The following is a 17,624-nucleotide window of genomic DNA, read 5'->3' as shown; positions in this document are numbered from 1 at the left end:
ACCGGCACGTCCGGCGCAACCAGCACCACCAGCCCTGCCGGCACCTCCAGCGGCTCCAGCGGCGCGACCAGCGGCTCGGGCACGGCGCGCTGACACGCCCGCACATCTCTCGCGGCCGCCCGCAAGCATATGGGCGGCCGCCTTTCTTTCGAGCCTGCCGTCGTCAGCGATCCCTTCCTGTATTCACGCGCTCGTCACGGCGCGCGGGCACCACGCCCTCGTCGGCCAGCCGCTGCTGCAGGTCGTTGTTGGGCACGTGGATAAAGTCCTTGTCGATTTCGCGCGTCACCACGTCGGCGACGGCAGCAGGCAGGGTCTTGCGCAGCAGCCCCAGGAAGCGCGGCGCCGCGATCAGCACGAGTTCTTCATAGCGCTGCTTGTTGCGCGCGTCCGCCAGGAAATCCGCGACCCGATGCGCAAACAGCTGCGCTTCCTGGTGCAGTTCGTCCTCGCCCGCGGACGACGTAACCGTGGACGGGCCGACCTGGTGTGCGCCGGGATGACCGGCATCGCCCTGCGAGGCGGCGTGGCCACGCCGGCCGTAGGCATCGCGGCGCAGGTCGGCGCGGTCGGCGTGCGCGGCGGCATCGGTAATTTCTTCGACCACCGCCAGCGGGGCGGCGTCTGCATGCGAGGCAAAGACGCGGGCGACGGATTCGTCCGCCACCAGGATCCAGATGTTCTTCATGATCGCTCCGGTTGCCGGCCCGAACGGTGGGCCTGATTACCGGTGTTGCAAGGGGTACGCCACCCGCCGGCGGCGCGCGGCTGCGCCGGTTCGCGCGCCTCGCGGGCGTCCGGGTGCCGCATGCGGCATGGCATTGCAGTATCGACAGGCACGCCGTGCAACTTTTTCAGGCGGGCGGCGGACGCCACAGCGTCGATTTCCCGAACAGGCTTTCCACCAGGTCCACGGCCAGTTGGCCGGTCTGGTTGCGCACGTCGCAGGCCGGGTTCAGCTCCATCACGTCGAGCGATGCCAGGCGGCCGGTATCGGCGATCATTTCCATGCAGAGCTGGGTTTCGCGGTAGGTCGGTCCGCCCGGCACGGTGGTGCCCACGCCAGGCGCAATCACGCAGTCGAGAAAATCGACGTCGAAGCTGACGTGCAGGTGCGTCTGCGCGTCGATGCCGGCCAGCGCCTGTTGCATGGTGTAGCGCATGCCGTTCTCGTCGATGTAGCGCATGTCGTACACCGCCAGCTGCAGTTCGTGCAGGCGATGCTTCTCCTCTGCATCGACGCTGCGGATGCCGATCTGCCGGATCGCGCTGCGCTCCACCGCCGGCGCCGGCCCGGCCAGCGTGGTCAGCGGCGCGGGGCCGTGCCCGCACAGGCAGGCCACCGGCATGCCGTGCATGTTGCCAGTGGGCGTGGTGGTGCCGATATTGGCGTCGGCGTGCGCATCGAGCCACAGCACCATCAGGGTCTTGCCGGTGTCGCGGCAATGGCGCGCCGCGGCGCTGATCGAGCCGATCGCCAGGCAATGGTCGCCGCCCATCAGCAGCGGCAGCCGGCCTGCCTGCAGCGTGCCGAGGCAGGCGTCATAGACGCCGCGGTTCCACGCCACGACTTCGTCGAGGTGGCGCATGCCATCCTGCGGCGGCTGCCACGGATTGGCGGGGCCGCCCAGGTTGCCGGTGTCCTCGACCAGCAGGTTGTTGCGTGCCAGCGCCTGCGCCAGGCCGGCGACGCGCAGCGCCTCGGGGCCCATCGAGCAGCCGCGCGTGCCGGCCCCGACGTCGGTGGGGGCGCCAATCAGCGTGACAGGTTTCATGGCGGGTGCGGTGAGTGCGGACGCCCCTGGGTTTGCAGGTTCCGTACCCGCCGCGTTCACCACACGCCGAAGAATACGCCGGCCTGCTTGTACACGTTGGTTTTGGCCGCGACTTCCTCGTTGGTCACGGTCACGCGCGGCTTGAGCGTGCAGAACCAGTCCAGCAGCCGCAGCCGCATGGCGTTGCGCACGGCTTCATGGCCGGGGTCGGCGCCCAGGTCGAAGTACTCGTCCGGATCGCTTTCCAGGTCGAACAGCTGTGGCCGGAAGCCTTGCCAGTGGACGTATTTCCAGCGCGCGTCGCGCACCATCCAGGCGCGGCATTCGCCCGGGTGGCGGCCGAGCGCGACCCGTGCGCCGCGGTAGGCGTAGTCGAGTTCGGAAACGACGAAATCACGCCATGGCCCCGCATCGCGCGAGCCGGTCAGGTCCAGCAGCGAGCGGCCTTCGATGCGATGGCCGGCCGGAGGCAGTCCCAGCGCGTCGAGCACCGTCGGCACCACGTCGACCGCCGACACCATGTCCTGCGGCGCGCTGCCGCGGGTGGCATCGGCCTCGGGCGAGGGGTCGTAGACGATCAGCGGCACGTTCTGCACGGTGTCGTAGAACTGCTCCTTCTCGCCCAGCCAGTGGTCGCCGAGGAAGTCGCCATGGTCGGCGGTAAAGACAATGAGCGTGTCCTGCCAGCGGCCAAGGCGTTCCAGCTGGTCCCACAGCAGGCCGAGGCGGTCGTCGATCTGCTGGATCAGGCCCTGGTAGGCGGGACGCACCGTATCCGACACTTCCTGGCGCATGAAGTTGGCGCATTCCTCCTGCGTGCGGTACGCCGACAGCACCGGATGCGGGTCTTCCAGCTCGGCGGCGTGGCGGCGCAGCGGCAGGCAGTCGTCGAGCTTGTAGGCGGCGTGATAGGGCGCGGGCGCGAGGTAGGGCCAGTGCGGCTTGACCAGCGACAGGTGCAGCACCCACGGCTCGTCGCCGCGCGCGCCGATGTACTGCATGGCCTGGTCGACGGTGTACGCCGTCTCGGAATGCGGCTCGGCCACTCGCGCGGGCAGGCCCGCGTTGCGCATGTGCCAGCCGGAGACGATCTCGCCTTGCGCGTTCTCGGCGCTGATGACGTAGTCGGTCCACGGGTCGGCGCTGTCGTAGCCTTGCCGGCGCAGCCAGTCGGCATAGGCGCCGCGCGGCTCGGCATGATGGCCGTCGTGGCGGTCGACCTCGGTGAAATGGCCGCTGCGCAGCAGCGTCTCCAGCTCGGTACCGCCGTCCAGGTGCAGGCGCCTGAGGTTGGCGTTGTCGGGCATCACGTGGGTCTTGCCCGCCAGCGCCAGCGCGCGGCCGCTGTCCTTCAGGTACTCGCCCAGCGTGATTTCGCCCACCGGCAGCGGTACGCGGTTCCAGGTGGCGCCGTGGCTGCTGACATAGCGGCCGGTGTAGAAGCTCATGCGGCTGGGGCCGCAGACGCCGGAGGTGACGAAGGCGCGGTCGAAACGCACGCCGCGCGCGGCCAGCGCGTCGATATTGCGCGTGCGCAGCGTGGGGTGCCCGTAGCAGCCCAGGTGGTCGCGGCGCAACTGGTCGCACATGATGAACAGGGTATTGCGGATCGGCATGGTGGCTCGCTGCGGCTTGTCAGTCGCCGGTATAGCCGGAGGCCTTCACCACCGGCGCCCACCTGGCGGCGTCTGCCTTCAGCACGCCGGCAAACGCGTCGGCCGTGCCGGTGGCCGGTTCGAGCCCAAGCTTCAGGAACTTGTCGCGCAAGTCGGGCGACTGCACCGCCTTGACGATGGCGGCGTTGAGCTTGTCCAGCACCGGCCGCGGCGTGCCGGCGGGCGCCAGCACGCCGTAGCGGCCTTCGCCCTCGATGCCCTTGTAGCCCAGTTCGGTGAAGGTCGGCACATCGGGCAGCGCCACCGAGCGCTGCGTGCCGGAAGTGGCGAGCACGCGCACCTTGCCGGCGCGGTGCATCTCGGTCAGGTCGGCCAGCGTATCGACCGAGGCCGGCACCTGCCCGCCCACCAGCGCGCTCATCAGCGGCGCCGATCCGTTGAACGGCACGTGCAGCATCTCCACGCCGACCTGCTTGCCGATCATCAGCCCGAAGAAATGCGGGATGCTGCCCAGCGCCGGCGAGGCGTAGGAGTTGTTCTGCGGGCCCGCCTTGAGCCATGCCACGTAGTCCTTGAGCGAGCGCGCCGGGCTGGCCGGGCCGGTGGCCAGTGCCAGCTGGAAGTTGGCGGCCTGCGCCACCGGGACAAAGTCGCGCTGGATGTCGTAGTTGAGCTTGCGGTAGACCAGCGGCGCGATCGTCATCACGGCCGAATTGGCCACCACCAGCGTATGGCCGTCGGCAGGCTGCGTGCGAGCATAGTCCATCACCAGCCGGCCGCCTGCGCCCGGCTTGTTCTCCACCACCACGTTCTGGTTCAGGGTCTCGCGCAGCTTGTCGCCGACCAGGCGCGCGGCCAGGTCGGCGGTGCCGCCGGCAGGGTAGCCGACCAGGATGCGCAGCGGGCGCTCCGACTGCGCGCCGGCGGGCAGCGCCCAGGCGGCGGCAATGGCCGCCAGGCAGGCGGCAAGGCGGGGAAGGCAATTGCGGGGGCTCACGGTGTCTCCTCGGTCCGGATCGTCGTTTGGTATTCGTTAGGTATTCGTTTGGTATGGGTGGCACGCTAACACCCGTCGATATAATTGACAAAGTCAACTAATTCGCGGGTGTGGCATGGCACACGACGACGGCGGCGGCCGGCTGCAGCGGCCCAGGCGGCTGGGCGATTTCATCAACTACCGGGTCTATCACCTGAACCGCGTGGCGCTGGGGGCGGCGGGGCTTCATCTGCGCGCCACGGCCGGCGTGACGCGGCGCGAATGGCGCATGATCGCCTTCCTGGGCGAGCAGCCGGGTACCCGGCTGACCGAACTGGCGCAAAGTGCCGGCCTGGACAAGGTGCTTGCCAGCCGGGCCGTGCACGCGCTGGCCGAGCGCGGCCTGGTGCGGCGCGAGGCGCGTGCGCAGGACCGGCGCGCCGCCGCGTTCACGCTGACGGAAGAGGGCGAAGCGGTCTACCGCCGCGCCTTTGCCCAGGCGCGCGCCTTCAACCGCGAGCTGGCAGCATGCCTGAGCGCCGAGGAAGCGCGCGTGCTGTCGCGCTGCCTGGACAAGCTGCAGGCGCGGGCCGAAGCGATGATGGCAGAGGCGCAGGCCTTGCCGCAGCCGGAAGACGCGGCGCCGGCATGGGATCCGCTGCAGGTGTGGCGGGGCGACAGGGGGTGATAGGGGGTGATAGGGGGTAAGGGGTAGGGCTGGCTACGTTGCCCGCCATGGAGCGGTTCTTGCGTTGTATCTGGCGCCGGGGTGGCAGGAGCGCATCATGACAGTCTCAATACGATCTTCGCTGTGCCAATGGTTCCTTGCATGCTGCCTGGGTCTGGTGGCATGCGGTGGCGGCGACGGGGGCAGTTCCGGCAACGCCGGCGGTAGCGGTGGCAGCGGGCCGGGCGGCCCGGGGACGCTGTCGTTGACGGTAACCGGCCTGCCGTCCGGCACTCCGGCTTTGGTTACGGTGACTGGCCCGGGGCAATACCGCCAGGCCGTCGCCCAGTCGACTACCTTGTCCAATCTTGCCACCGGCACCTACACCGTCAGCGCCGCCGACGTGCTCGCCGGCACCAGCCAGTATCAGCCGCAGCCACCGGCCCAGTCGGTGACCGTCGGCGCTGGCGCGGGCGCCACGGCTAACGTCGTCTATGGCTCGCCACAGCCGGTGCGCCTGTCGCTGACGCAAGTGGCCGGCGGCCTGGCCGAGCCGATCTATCTCACCGCGCCCGCGGGCGACGCGCGTTTGTTCATCGTGGAGCGCGCCGGGCGCATCCGCGTCGTGCGCAACGGCACGCTGCTGGGCACGCCCTTCCTTAATATCGATGCGCTGACCACCACCGACGGCGAGCGCGGCCTGCTGTCAATGGCATTCGATCCCGGCTATGCCAGCAACGGCCGCTTCTACGTCTACTACACCGATAACAACGGCGCCATCACCATTGCGCGCTACCAGGTGTCGGCGGGCAATCCAGACGTTGCGGACACCGCAGGCACGATATTGCTGTCGATCCCGCACAGCAACTTCCAGAACCACAACGGCGGCCAGCTGGCGTTCGGCACGGACGGCATGCTCTATGTCGGCACCGGCGATGGCGGTGGTGGCGGAGATCCGTCAGGCAATGCGCAGAACCTCGGCGTGCTGCTCGGCAAATTGCTGCGCATCGATGTCAGCGGCGCATCGGGGCAGCCTTATGGCGTTCCCTCCGGCAACCCGTTTGCCGGCCAGAGCGGCAGGCGTGGCGAGATCTGGGCATACGGACTGCGCAATCCGTGGCGGTTCTCGTTCGATGCCGGTCTGCTGTATATCGCCGATGTCGGCCAGGGCCAGCGCGAGGAAGTCGACGTCGCGGCGGCCACCAGCGCCGGGCTGAACTACGGCTGGAACCGCATGGAGGGCACCGCGTGCGTGGGCGCCGCCACCTGCGATACGGCCGGACTGACGCTGCCGGTGTTCGAGTACGGCCATGAAGCCGGCGCCTGCGCCATCGTCGGCGGCTATGTGTACCGGGGCAATGCGCTGGCTGCGCTGCAAGGCCGCTATTTCTATTCGGACCTGTGCACGGGCAAGCTGTTGAGCTTTGTGTACCGCGACGGTGGTGCAGCCGAGCAGGTCGACTGGAATGTCACCATCCCCGGTAGCGTCTATTCCTTTGGCGTGGATGCCGGGCAGGCGCTGTATGTGCTGTCGGACACAGGAACTTCGGCGGCCAGTGGTGCGGTGTATCGGGTCGATGCGACCGTTGGCGGGCAGTAAGCCGCCCCTGGTCACACGGGTGGCCGGATCCGTGCCATACACGAATCCGGCCCGACCGCGTCTGCGCAGCGGTTGCGTTCAGGCCAGTTCGCCGGAAGGTTGCGCCCCTTCGTCGTGCTGCGCCTCCTCAGCATGTTCAGCCTTGCCGCCCGGCAGCACCAGGTTCAGCGTCACCGCCACCAGCGATCCAACCGAGATCCCCGAGCCGAATACTTCCTGCACAAACAGCGGCAGCCTGGACAGCAGCTCCGGGCGGAAGGTCACCGCCAGGCCGCAGCCGATCGACACGGCCACGATCAGCGTATTGCGCTGCGTGAACTCGATCCGGCTCAGCATGTTGATGCCGCCCGAGACGATCATCGCGAACATCATCAGGCCGGCGCCGCCGAGCACCGGCTGCGGAATCGTCACCACCAGTGCGCCCAGCACCGGAAACAGCCCGGCCAGCAGCAGCATCACGCCGGTCAGCGCCACCACGTGGCGGCTGGCAACGCCGGTCAGCGACACCACGCCGACGTTCTGCGCGAACGTGGACAGCGGCGGGCTCGAAATCAGTGCGGCAAAGGCGGAACCGAAGCCGTCGCACAGGATGCCGCGCGACAGCTTGTTGCCCGTGATCGGCGTCTGTGTGGCCGAGCCGAGCGCCATGAAGGTGCCGGTGGATTCCACCGTCGTCACCAGGTAGGCAATCGCCATTGCAACGATGCCCGACACCGGGAACGTCAACCCGAAGTGCAGCGGCTGCGGCAGCGCCAGCACCGGCGCATTTCGCATCTGCGTGAAATCGACCAGCCCCAGCGCCAGGCACAGCAGGTAGCCGCCCAGGATGCCGATCACGATGGCAGAGGCCGAGATCATGCCCTTGCCCCACTGCACCATCGCGATCACCAGCGCCAGCACGAAGGCCGCAATCGCCAGGTTGCCGACCGCGCCATACTGCGGGCTGCCGCGGCCACCGGCGGCCCAGTCCACCGCAACCGGGATCAGCGAAAGGCCGATCATGGTGACGACCACACTGGTGACGGTATGGGGAAACAGCTTGCGGATGGTCGGCATGAAATGGCTGCCGACGATCATCAGCAGCGAGCCGGCCAGGGCCGAGCCCAGGATGCCGGCCACGCCGTGCTCGGCGCCAACGCTGATGGCAGCGCCGACGAAGGAAAAGCTGGTGCCCATCACGCACGGCAGGCGGATGCCGACCGGCCCCACGCCCTTGCATTGAATAATGGTTACCACGCCCGAGCCGATCAGCGCGGCATTCACCAGCGCAATGATTTCCGCGGTCGGCAGCTTTAATGCTCCGCCGATCACCAGCGGCACCGCGATAATGCCGCCGAGGGCGGCGAGCAAATGCTGAAGCGCCAGCAGCACGGTAGTAATGCGCGGCGGACGGTCTTCCACCTTGAACAGCAAAGGTGCCATTCACGTCTCCTTTTTATGCGGGTGGATGTTTCCACCTTTTTCATTTTCCGGGCCGGTCGGCATATGCCGCCGGGAGGGGCAATGCGCGTGCAGCGAAGCATCGAGGCGGCTACGCGGCGCGCCCGGCATGCTATCCGGAAAGTAAATGAAAAATCAATCCATGTGATTATCAGGAAGCCGTGATGCTATTGGGGCGCGAGGTGGTGTATGTAGGCTTCGTCGGGAAATATTTTGTCGGCCGATAATAACGGAAGCTGGCCCTTGTTGAGGGGCGATGCGAGTCGTGAGTAAATACGACAGGCAATTCCTGCAGTCCGTCTTGTAAAGACGATAATCGGCACCGACATATATCTCCAGTGACAATGTCAGCACCGCTTCGTCGCAGCGCTGGTCATTGTCTTGCTGGATTGTCGTGCACTGGAATGGCGGTCACGCCACGACAGTTTGTGCCGACAATCATGCGGCGGCGGTGCGCCGCCGCACGGGGGATCAGGGAGTCAGCGGGACCCGCGCTGCACGAATCGCCGCTGGCTCATCCACTAGCGCTGGAACGGATCGAGGTTGAGGAACGGCTTGAGGCCGCTGCTCGCGCCGCCCGCGCCCACCGCGCCAATGCACTCCGTGTTGTCTACGCCGTTCCCGGTGCTTCCGTCCTGCAGCAGGGCCCCGGAATCGCCGACCTTATGCCCTTGGGGGACGCACAGCGAGGGGTGGTCGAACGGCGCCTTGCGATAGCGAACGCGGTCATCACTCAGGGCTAGCAGGAAAGCCACCAGGTCTTGCTTGTCCGTCTCGCTCAGGCCGAGCGGCGTAATGCCCCGGTCCAGGTTAGCCCTGTTGACGTCCCCGAAATCGCCGCCACGGTTATAGAAGTCGACCACCTGCATCAGGGTAGATTTGCCGCCGTTATGGAAATAGGGGCCGGTAAACTCCAGGTTGCGCAGGCTTGGTGTCTTGAAGGCACCGTCAACCGCCACCCGCTGTTCAGTTCCGACTGTGGTTTCCTTGGTGGCATCGAAGCCGTTCCCCAGCAAATGGGTTTTGCCCTGCTGCGCCATCCGCGTTTCGGACAACGGATTGCCGAACTGGTCCAGCCCGCCTACGCCGAGATCTTCTGCGGTCGGTTGCACGCCGATGTTGTAGAAGCCATTGTCATAGACCGCTTCGAGCCCGTCACCCATCGGCATCCGCCTGAGCCGCTGCGCGGTCACGCTGGAGAATGAGGCGGCGGTCAGCTCAGCGCCCGAGTGACAGCGGCTGCAGCGACCTGTGCCGGTGAAGATCCTGGCGCCACGCAACTGCTGCTCATTCAGGGCCCCGGTCTGGCCATCGAGGTAGCGGTCGACTGGCGTATCGTTGGCAATCAAGGTGGACTCGTAAAGCTGAACGGCGAGGCCGAAGAAGAGCGCGAAGTTGGCTTCCATCTGGCTTACCTCGAACTTCCCGGTACTCCGCTTGACGTGGCGGGGCGACAAATCCATCGAGGCGAATTTCGCCTCATCCGTAGCCGACATCTTCAAGAGCGTCGGCGAATTCCAATACTGGGAGCGGAATGCCTTCTTGATCATCTCGGAGTAGGTCGGTACCTGATCCTTGTTGCGTAATATCACCAGGGGGCCAAGTACGCTGTCATCCGCCGCGATCGCCTGGCCTGACAAAGGACGCTGGCCGAGCAGCTTCTTGCCGAGTTTCATGAATGACCGTCCATTGCAACTCATCTCGACCGAGCTCAGGGGAGGGCCGCTACCTTGCGACGCCAGGGACGCGCCAGGGATTGCCAGCTTGACTTGCCTGAGGACGCCACCTTCACTTTTCCACACAAGGTCATATGGATTGCGCATGCCAAACGGGTCGCCGCCGTTGAACATGTTGTTGGCGCGCCCATCCCAGAAATTGCGGAAATTGAATACCGCGTTGATGACGGAAGGAGTATTGCGTCCGGTCACCTGCCGCGTGTTGATGCCGTTGATGTTGAATCCCGAGCCGCCGTGGAAGATGTCATCGGAAACATTGGCGCAGGCATCGCCCGTGCTGCCTGTGCCAAAGTCGATGAAGTTGGCCGTGAACACCCCCTGCGAGCCGGAAACCTCGTTGACGTTCGAGAGTTGCGGCTGCGGCTGGTTCACGTCCACATGCTTGGTGAACCCAAAGTCTTCCGGCTTGAAGGTGTAGTTGGGCCGCCCCAGCTGGAAGGTTCTATCGGTGCCGGGCGCACCTGAACCTGGAGAAAGCTGGTTCGTGATGCGGTTATCGACGCCGGCATGGAAGTGGCAGCTTGCGCAAGAGGTATTGTTGTCGCTGCCGACCTTCATGTCCCAGAACAGCGCCTTTCCGAGCTGGATGGCGGCCGCCTTGTCCTTGACGAACTCGTCCAAGACTTCGGCAGGCGGACCGGGAACCGTAACCGTCTTGAGCGAACGCAGACCCGCCAGTGGGTCTGTCACCTGGGCCTGCGGCGTGCGCGACGTTAGGCCTAGTGCGGCAGCCAGGATGGCAGCCGTGAGCATTGGCGTGGCTCGGCCACTACTGATGTTGTTGATCATATCTCCCCTCACCGTAGGCAATTGCACCCCATGAATTCGAGCGGCGTTGTCGTATTCCATGCGTCAACAGGCCGCCTCCCGCCAGCATTGCTGCCTGTCCCTCAGGAGTTGGCATGCAGCCTTGCAAGAGGGCCCGACGGGCCCTTTCGCTATTAATTTGTAGGGGCCGCAGGATGACCAATGGATCGGCTATGTGCGGTACCGCACATAGCCCTGTAACCCCGTCATGGGCTTTCGCCAGCTCGCTCGCGTGGCACGGTCATGTGCCGGAAAGCGTTGTCGCAAAAGGCGAGGCAGGGAGTTGGTTGTCGATGCGCGACCGTTGTCGCGATCAGCGCGTAGGGATTCAAACTGGGAGTGGAAAGAGACACCCAGCTTGGAGCAGGGATGATTGGCAAGGTTTTTGCTTGGGCGGTTTCGCGAGGTGGTCAACGTCGTCCGCACATACCCTCAGTTGACGGTGAAATTCATGAACATAAAATATGATTTATTATCATGAATAACAGTAGGGCTGGCCCTGAACTGGCATAGCCCGCAAACCGGAGACAGCCCCATGACCGTCAACCTGCGCCGCCGCGCGCTGCTGTGTGCCGCCGTGCTGGGCACCCTGCCCACGCTGGCCTGGAGCGATACCTATCCCAGCAAGCCGATCCGCATGGTGGTGCCGTTCTCTCCTGGCGGCGCCACGGATGTGGTGGCGCGGCTGATCTCGCAGAAGCTGGGCGAGGCGCTGAAGCAGTCGGTGGTGGTGGAGAACCGTCCCGGCGCCAACGGCATCATCGGCACCGATATCGTTGCGCGCGCGGCGCCGGACGGCTACACGCTGCTGCTCAACACCGCCGGCGCGCAGACGCTCAGCCCGCTGTTGTACAAGGCAGGCTACGAGCCGCTGAAGAGCTTTGCGCCGATCTCGCTGATCAGCAATATCGGCTTCGTGATGGTGGTGCATCCGTCGGTGCCGGCCAGGACGGTGCAGGAGTTCGTGGCGCTGGCCAAGTCCAAGACCCGGCCGCTGAGCCTGTCGGCAGGCAGCAGCATGATCGAGCTGATCGGCGCGAGCTTCAAGGCAAGCGCGGGCATTCCCGATGTCGTCAGCGCTTCGTACAAGGGCACCGGCCCGCAGATGCAGGCGGTGGTGTCGGGCGAGGTAGACATGACCATCGATCCGTTCAACTCGATGGCGATGATCAAGGCGGGCAAGCTGCGTCCGCTGGCGGTGTTTGCCTCCAGGCGATCGCCGGCGCTGCCGCAGGTGCCGACCATGCAGGAGGCTGGCTTCGACGGCATGGCGTTCAACTCGTGGGCCGGCTTGCTGGCGCCGGCGGGGACGCCGAAGGAGATCGTCAACCGGCTGAACCAGGAGGTGACGCGCATCGTTGCGCTGCCGGAGATGAAGGAGAAGCTGGCGGCGATCGACTATGAGGCGGTCGGCAGCACGCCGGAGCAGTTCGCCACCACCATCGCCGAAGACACGGCCCGCTGGGCCCGCATCGTCAAGGAAACCAACTACAAGGCCGGTTCCTGACCAGCACGAAATCCATGCCGCAGATGGGTTGATCCGCTTCCGACGCAGACATTACACTGCGCCCCGTTCTGATAAACGGAGCTATCCGTGGACAGTTGTTCCAGTCATTCCCGCGGAAGGGGATCGTCCCGGGCCGCCATGGCGCGCTGAGCAACTGCAGTCTTGCGGCTGCAGGCGCGGCATCGCTGCCTGCAGTGGCTTCCATTGGCGACAACCCCATCGTTCCGGGCGGGCCTGCGCTTCTGGGTCGTGCGGGACCGGGTACAGGTCGATACCACCTATGGCAATGTGTTCGGCGGCGGGACCGGCGAGCGGTTTTTTACGATCGGGTTGCGGTTGTTGTTGTCGCCGGCGTTCTTGCCGTAGCGTTCATCAGGCCCTCGACTTCTTCGCGCGACGGCGGATACGCCCCGGCCCGCGTCGCTGCTACCGCCGCGGCTGCCGCAGCAAGTCGCGCCTGCGCCGCCAGATCGTGCGCGGCGCCCGACAGCACGCCGGCCATCCATCCGCCCATGGCAGCATCGCCGCAGCCGACCGTATCGGCGACTTCAACGCGCAAGGCCTGCTGTTCGACCCTGACATCGCCCTTGCACAGCGTCATGCCCTGCGCGCCGCGCGTCAGCATCACGGTGGCGTCCGGCGCCATGGCGCGCACCTGCGCGAGTGCGGCACAGGTGTCGAGGCCGGGGAACAGTCCCGCCAGGTCTTCGTCGGAGATCTTGACGTAGCTGGCCAGGCGCAGCATGTGCGCCAGCACCGCGGCGTAGCCAGGCGTGCGCATCAGGTCGCGGAAGTTGGGATCGAAGGCGATGCGCTTGCCGGCCTGCGCAGCCTGGGTGGCCTCTTCGCACAGCCGTGCGGCCAGCGGCTGGCGCACCAGGCTGATCGAGCCGAAATGCACGACTTCTGCCGCCTGGCGCCAGCCGGCGGGCAGCGCGGCGGCATCGAAGTGCAGGTCGGCGCTGTCGTCGCCGACAAAGAAATACTGCGGCGGATGGCGCGAGGCGACGAAGGCAAGGAAGGGCGAGTGCGGCACGCGCTGCAGGAAGCGCGTATCGAGCCCGGCCGCGGCGCTGGCGCGGGCGAGGTCGTCGCCGAACAGGTCCTGGCTGACGGCGCCGGCGAATGCGGTGGCAAGGCCCAGCCGCGCGCCGGCGCGCGCCACGTTCCAGCACGAGCCGCCAGGCAGGCCCAGCCAGCTGCCGTCGGGCTGGCGCACCATGTCGGTCAGGGCTTCGCCAAAGACGACATAGCGGGGCAGGGAGGTTGGCGTGGACATAAGGGTATCTCCGGCGGAAAGCTCAGGCCGCGGCGTCTTGCGGGGCGAGAGCGGCCTGCGCGCGGCGGATCAGCGCGGCGGTAGAGGCATCGTGCGGGGCCGCGGCCGCCGTGCCTTCCAGCTCGCGCTGGATCGGTGCGGCCAGCTTCTTGCCCAGTTCCACGCCCCACTGGTCGAAGGAATTGATCTGCCACAGCGCGCCCTGCACGAAGGTCCGGTGCTCGGCCAATGCGAGCAGCGCACCAAGGTGCCACGGATCCAGCCGCAGCAGCAGCAGCGTATTGCTGGGCCGGTTGCCTTCGAACACCATGTGGGGTACCAGGGCTTCATCGCTGACGCCTTCGGACCGCACTTCTTGCGCGGTGCGGCCGCGCAGCAGCGCCTCTCCCTGCGCGAAGCAGTTGGCCAGCAGCTTGGCATGGTGCCCGGGCAGGTCGCTGACCGGCTCCAGCGTGGCGATGAAGTCTACCGGAACCAGCTGCGAGCCCTGGTGCATCATCTGGAAATAGGCGTGCTGGCCGTTGGTGCCGGTCGTGCCCCACACCACCGGGGCCGAGCCTGCCTGGATGCTGCCGCCGTCGAGGCGCACCGACTTGCCATTGCTTTCCATCTCCAGCTGCTGCAGGAAAGCGGGCAGCAGTTCCAGCGGTTCGCAGTAGGGGGCCACGCAGCGGCTGCCGGCGCCGAGGAAGCTGCGATACCAGACATCGAGCAGCCCCAGCAGCATCGGCAGGTTCCGCGCTGCAGGCGCGCTGGCGAAATGCAGGTCCATCGCGCGCGCGCCGTCGAGCAGTTCGCGGAAGCGCCCGAAGCCCACTGCCACGGCGATCGACAGGCCCACCGCCGACCACAGCGAAAAGCGTCCCCCTACCCAGTCCCAGAACGGGAACATATTGGCCGGATCGATGCCGAACGCGGCCACCGCGTCGCGGTTGGTCGAGACCGCCACGAAATGGCGCGCCAGGTCCGCGCGCGACGCACCCTGCTGCATGAACCAGTCGCGCGCGGTGCCTGCGTTGGCCATGGTTTCCAGCGTGGTGAAGGTCTTGGAGCAGACGATCACCAGCGTGGTGGCGGCGTCCAGCGGTGCCAGCGTGCGCGCCAGGTCGCTGCCGTCGACGTTGGCGACGAAATGCATGCGTGGCCCGGCGCTGTCGGCACTGTTCGCACTCTCGGCGCCCGACAGCGCACGGCATACCATGCGCGGCCCCAGGTCAGAGCCGCCGATGCCGATATTGACCACATCGGTGATCGCGCGGCCGTCAAAGCCGGTCCAGGCACCGCCACGCACGGCATCGGCAAATCGTTCCATCTGGCCCAGCACCGTGGCGACGTCCGCGCCAACCGGCACGCCAAGCGCGCGGTAGCCGTCCTCGGGGTAAGCGCGCAGCGCGACATGCAGCGCGGCGCGGCGCTCGGTGGTATTGACCGGCTCGCCGGCGAACATGGCATCACGCCGCTCGCTGACGCGCGCCTGTGCCGCCAGGTCGAGCAGCAGTTGCAGCGTCTCGTCGGTGATCCGGTTCTTGGCGTAGTCGAGCGTCAGGCCGCAGGCCTCGGCGGTGAAGCGCTCGGCGCGCGCCACGCCATGCGGGCCGTCGAACCAGTCGCGCATATGGGTGTGGCGCATGGTCTCGGCATGCGCGCGCAGCGCTTGCCAGGCGGGGAGGGTGGTGGTCATGTCGATGGCTCCTACATTTCTTCGTGCCAGGCCTGGCCGTCGCGCGACAGCAGGGCGCTGGAGGCCGCCGGCCCCCAGGTGCCGGCGGTATATGGCTTGGGCGGCGCGGTGGTGTTCTCCCACGCCTGCAGGATCGGCGCGACCCAGCGCCAGGCCTGCACCTGCTCGTCGCGGCGCACGAACAGGCCCAGCCGGCCGCGGATCACGTCGAGCAGCAGCCGCTCATAGGCGCCCACGCGCCGCACGCGCGGCGCCGCGCTGTTCAGCTGCAGGTCGAGCGAAGCGGGCTGCAGCGCCTGCGTGTCGCCCGGCTGCTTGGTCAGGAAATAGAGGCGGATGCTTTCCTCCGGCTGCAGCGTGATCACCAGCCGGTTGCCGGCCATGGTGCCCAGCGGATGCGGGAACAGCGGGTACGGCACGTCGTGGAAATGGATCACGATCTCCGCCACGCGCGACTGCATGCGCTTGCCGGTACGCAGGTAGAACGGCACGCCGGCCCAGCGCCAGTTGGCGATCTCGGCGCGGATGGCGACGAAGGTTTCGGTGCGGCTGTCCGGGGCGATGCCCGGCTCGCTGGCGTAGCCTGGCACCGGGTTGCCCCCCGCGGCGCCACGGCAATACTGGCCGCGTACCACTTTCTCGGCCACGTCCTCGGTGCGGATCGGACGCAGCGCCTTCAGGATCTTGAGCTTCTCGTCGCGGATGGCGTCTTCGGACAGGCTGGTGGGCGGCTCCATCGCCACCATGCACAGCAGCTGCAGCAAGTGGTTCTGCACCATGTCGCGCAGCGCGCCGATGCCGTCGTAGAAGCCGCCGCGGCGCTCCACGCCCAGCTCCTCGGCAATGGTGATCTGTACCTGCCGTACCCATTCGCGCCGCCACAGCGGCTCGAACAACACGTTGCCGAAGCGCATCGCCATCAGGTTCTGCACCGACTCCTTGCCGAGGTAGTGGTCGATGCGGTAGATGCGGTCCTCGGCGAAATGCCGCGCCACTTCGGCATTGATGGCCTCGGACGATGCCAGGTCATGGCCGAGCGGCTTTTCCAGCACCACCCGGCTGCGCTCGCCGGCCAGCCCCACGCGCGCCAGCTGCGCGCAGATGGTGGCGAACAGGTGCGGCGCGGTCGCCAGGTAGCACACCACCACCGGCGCGGCGCGGGCGTTGACCAGTTCGGCCAGCGCGTCGAAGCCGGCATCGGCGTTGGCATCGACCTGCAGGTACACGATGCGCTCCAGGAAGCCTTGCCATGCCGCGGCGTTGCCGGCCAGCGCCGGCAGCACCTCGTCGTTGAGCATGGCCACGTAGGCGTCGTGCGACAGCGGCTGGCTGCCCAGCGCCAGGATGCGCCCGCGCGGGTGCAGCGCGCCGGCGGCGTGCGCATCGAACAGCGCCGGCAGCAGCTTGCGCCGCGCCAGGTCGCCGGTGGCGCCGAACAATACGAAGTCAAATTCGGGGGCGTGGATCGCGGCGGAAGGACTGTCAGGCATGTGGGGTAGAAACGGTGCGTTCGGCAAGAGAGATTGGAAAGATGGCGGGCCTGCCGCTCAGCGCGGCGTAGCCCAGCCCTTGTACTGGCCGACGTTGGCGCGCGTCACCAGGGTCGAAGGCAGCAGCACGGTCGGAGTTACGGGTCGCTGGCCATTCATCATGCCGACGCCCAGCTGCACCGCGGTGCGGGCGATCGCCCACGGGTCCTGGCTGGCCGAGGCCTGCACCAGCGTATCGGCCTTCAGCGCGGCTTCGATGTCGGGCGCTCCGTCCACCGAAGCGATCAGGATGCCGCGGCGGTTGAGCTGGCGCGCGGCCAGGTCGGCGCCCACCGCCTGCGGGTCGTTGATGGTGAAGACCGCGTCGACCTTGGGAAAGCGCGTCAGGTACAGCTGCATCACGTTCAGGCCACCCTCGCGCGAGCCCTTGGCGTCCTGGTCGTCCGACAGGATGCGGATGTCAGGGTGCCGCGCCAGCACGGCCTTGCAGCCCTTGACGCGATCGAGCACGGCCGACACCGGCGGCCCGTTCTGGATGATCACGTTGCCGCGCCCCTTGAGACGCTCGGCGATGAAGCCGCAGGCCAGTTCGCCGGCCAGGGTGTTGTCGGTCTGCACCGTGGCATCGGCGCCGGCGGCGGCCACGTCGACCGCGACCACCACGATGCCGGCCTTGCGCGCCTTGCGCACCGCAGGCTCGATCGCGCGCGCATCCGCCGCGTTGATCAGGATCAGGTCGACCCTGGCGACGATAAAGCTGTCGATATGGGTGAACTGCTTGTTCAGGTCATAGTCCGCCGACAGCACGGTGACCTTGACGTCGGGATTGACCTGCCGGGCCGCGGCCTCGGCGCCGCGCGCCAGCGCGACGAAGTACGGGTTGCCGAGCGAGCCCAGCGTTACGCCGACCTTCTTGAGCTGGCGCTGCGGGGCTTGTACGGCGGACTGCGACGGCGTCTGCGCGGCGGCCGGCAGCGCGCAGAGCGCGGCCATTGCGACCGCTGCCAGTGCGCGGAGGAAGGGAACGGGCTTGATCATCGATCTGTCTCC

13 protein-coding genes are annotated in these 17,624 nt (G+C 67.1%); 3 read left to right on the top strand and 10 right to left on the bottom strand.

Annotated elements, in window-relative coordinates:
* Positions 1-163: 163 nt before the first annotated feature.
* The 4 genes from E0W60_RS01740 to E0W60_RS01725 form a co-directional block, all read right to left on the bottom strand.
* Positions 164-688 carry a host attachment protein gene (locus E0W60_RS01740; protein WP_133094533.1) on the bottom strand — a complete coding sequence of 175 codons (525 nt, stop codon included), beginning with the start codon at positions 686-688 and terminating at the stop codon, positions 164-166.
* A gap of 166 nt (positions 689-854) precedes the next feature.
* Positions 855-1,775 carry an arginase gene (gene rocF / locus E0W60_RS01735; RefSeq protein ID WP_135702822.1) on the bottom strand — a complete coding sequence of 307 codons (921 nt, stop codon included), beginning with the start codon at positions 1,773-1,775 and terminating at the stop codon, positions 855-857.
* 56 nt (positions 1,776-1,831) lie between these two features.
* Positions 1,832-3,391, bottom strand: a complete 1,560-nt coding sequence (locus tag E0W60_RS01730; RefSeq protein ID WP_135702821.1) for a sulfatase-like hydrolase/transferase — start codon at positions 3,389-3,391, stop codon at positions 1,832-1,834.
* 19 nt (positions 3,392-3,410) lie between these two features.
* On the bottom strand, positions 3,411-4,388 hold the full coding sequence (locus E0W60_RS01725; protein ID WP_135702820.1) for a Bug family tripartite tricarboxylate transporter substrate binding protein: 978 nt from the start codon (positions 4,386-4,388) through the stop codon (positions 3,411-3,413).
* Between the two features lie 115 nt (positions 4,389-4,503).
* On the opposite strand from E0W60_RS01725, the gene E0W60_RS01720 reads away from it, so the two are divergent.
* Together E0W60_RS01720 and E0W60_RS01715 are read left to right on the top strand one after the other, a co-directional pair.
* Positions 4,504-5,055: a MarR family winged helix-turn-helix transcriptional regulator gene (locus tag E0W60_RS01720; protein WP_133094537.1), complete on the top strand. Its 552-nt coding sequence runs from the start codon at positions 4,504-4,506 to the stop codon at positions 5,053-5,055.
* A gap of 97 nt (positions 5,056-5,152) precedes the next feature.
* The gene (locus E0W60_RS01715) at positions 5,153-6,634 is read left to right on the top strand and encodes a PQQ-dependent sugar dehydrogenase (protein ID WP_135702819.1); all 1,482 of its coding nucleotides are present in this window, start codon (positions 5,153-5,155) and stop codon (positions 6,632-6,634) included.
* Between the two features lie 78 nt (positions 6,635-6,712).
* Here the strand turns inward: E0W60_RS01715 and E0W60_RS01710 are convergent, their stop codons facing one another.
* Together E0W60_RS01710 and E0W60_RS01705 are read right to left on the bottom strand one after the other, a co-directional pair.
* Positions 6,713-8,056, bottom strand: coding sequence for a nucleobase:cation symporter-2 family protein (locus E0W60_RS01710; protein WP_133094539.1), 1,344 nt, complete (start codon positions 8,054-8,056; stop codon positions 6,713-6,715).
* A 539-nt stretch (positions 8,057-8,595) separates the two neighbouring features.
* A complete protein-coding gene (locus E0W60_RS01705; RefSeq protein WP_240745809.1) occupies positions 8,596-10,659 on the bottom strand; it encodes a cytochrome-c peroxidase in 2,064 nt (687 codons plus the stop codon).
* A 493-nt stretch (positions 10,660-11,152) separates the two neighbouring features.
* Between E0W60_RS01705 and E0W60_RS01700 the strand changes: the two genes are divergently transcribed.
* The gene (locus tag E0W60_RS01700; protein ID WP_135702818.1) at positions 11,153-12,124 is read left to right on the top strand and encodes a Bug family tripartite tricarboxylate transporter substrate binding protein; all 972 of its coding nucleotides are present in this window, start codon (positions 11,153-11,155) and stop codon (positions 12,122-12,124) included.
* A gap of 319 nt (positions 12,125-12,443) precedes the next feature.
* Here E0W60_RS01700 and E0W60_RS01690 read toward each other — a convergent pair whose 3' ends face one another.
* From E0W60_RS01690 to E0W60_RS01675, 4 genes are read right to left on the bottom strand one after another with little or no spacing between them, the layout of a single operon-like run.
* Positions 12,444-13,403 (bottom strand): carbohydrate kinase family protein, encoded by a 960-nt coding sequence (locus E0W60_RS01690; protein ID WP_135702816.1) that lies wholly within the window; start codon positions 13,401-13,403, stop codon positions 12,444-12,446.
* Positions 13,404-13,425: 22 nt separating this feature from the next.
* Positions 13,426-15,084, bottom strand: a complete 1,659-nt coding sequence (gene pgi / locus E0W60_RS01685) for a glucose-6-phosphate isomerase (protein ID WP_135702815.1) — start codon at positions 15,082-15,084, stop codon at positions 13,426-13,428.
* A gap of 11 nt (positions 15,085-15,095) precedes the next feature.
* Positions 15,096-16,574, bottom strand: a complete 1,479-nt coding sequence (zwf, locus tag E0W60_RS01680; RefSeq protein WP_135702814.1) for a glucose-6-phosphate dehydrogenase — start codon at positions 16,572-16,574, stop codon at positions 15,096-15,098.
* A 57-nt stretch (positions 16,575-16,631) separates the two neighbouring features.
* Entirely contained in the window at positions 16,632-17,612 is a 981-nt protein-coding gene (locus E0W60_RS01675; protein ID WP_135702813.1) for an ABC transporter substrate-binding protein, read from the bottom strand.
* Positions 17,613-17,624: the final 12 nt, after the last annotated feature.

This window comes from Cupriavidus oxalaticus (assembly GCF_004768545.1).
Taxonomy (GTDB): domain Bacteria; phylum Pseudomonadota; class Gammaproteobacteria; order Burkholderiales; family Burkholderiaceae; genus Cupriavidus; species Cupriavidus oxalaticus_A.
The sequence above is the reverse complement of the archived record's forward strand: the minus strand, read 5'-3'. Positions and strand labels throughout refer to the sequence as shown.

Excerpts from the sequence above, each read along its gene's own strand:
- E0W60_RS01730 (WP_135702821.1), bottom strand. The coding sequence starts at position 3,391 with ATGCCGATCCGCAATACCCTGTTCATCATGTGCGACCAGTTGCGCCGC.
- E0W60_RS01740 (WP_133094533.1), bottom strand. The coding sequence starts at position 688 with ATGAAGAACATCTGGATCCTGGTGGCGGACGAATCCGTCGCCCGCGTC.
- E0W60_RS01675 (WP_135702813.1), bottom strand. The coding sequence starts at position 17,612 with ATGATCAAGCCCGTTCCCTTCCTCCGCGCACTGGCAGCGGTCGCAATG.
- E0W60_RS01710 (WP_133094539.1), bottom strand. The coding sequence starts at position 8,056 with ATGGCACCTTTGCTGTTCAAGGTGGAAGACCGTCCGCCGCGCATTACT.
- pgi (WP_135702815.1), bottom strand. The coding sequence starts at position 15,084 with ATGACCACCACCCTCCCCGCCTGGCAAGCGCTGCGCGCGCATGCCGAG.
- E0W60_RS01715 (WP_135702819.1), top strand. The coding sequence starts at position 5,153 with ATGACAGTCTCAATACGATCTTCGCTGTGCCAATGGTTCCTTGCATGC.
- E0W60_RS01700 (WP_135702818.1), top strand. The coding sequence starts at position 11,153 with ATGACCGTCAACCTGCGCCGCCGCGCGCTGCTGTGTGCCGCCGTGCTG.
- E0W60_RS01690 (WP_135702816.1), bottom strand. The coding sequence starts at position 13,403 with ATGTCCACGCCAACCTCCCTGCCCCGCTATGTCGTCTTTGGCGAAGCC.
- rocF (WP_135702822.1), bottom strand. The coding sequence starts at position 1,775 with ATGAAACCTGTCACGCTGATTGGCGCCCCCACCGACGTCGGGGCCGGC.
- zwf (WP_135702814.1), bottom strand. The coding sequence starts at position 16,574 with ATGCCTGACAGTCCTTCCGCCGCGATCCACGCCCCCGAATTTGACTTC.
- E0W60_RS01720 (WP_133094537.1), top strand. The coding sequence starts at position 4,504 with ATGGCACACGACGACGGCGGCGGCCGGCTGCAGCGGCCCAGGCGGCTG.
- E0W60_RS01705 (WP_240745809.1), bottom strand. The coding sequence starts at position 10,659 with ATGGAATACGACAACGCCGCTCGAATTCATGGGGTGCAATTGCCTACG.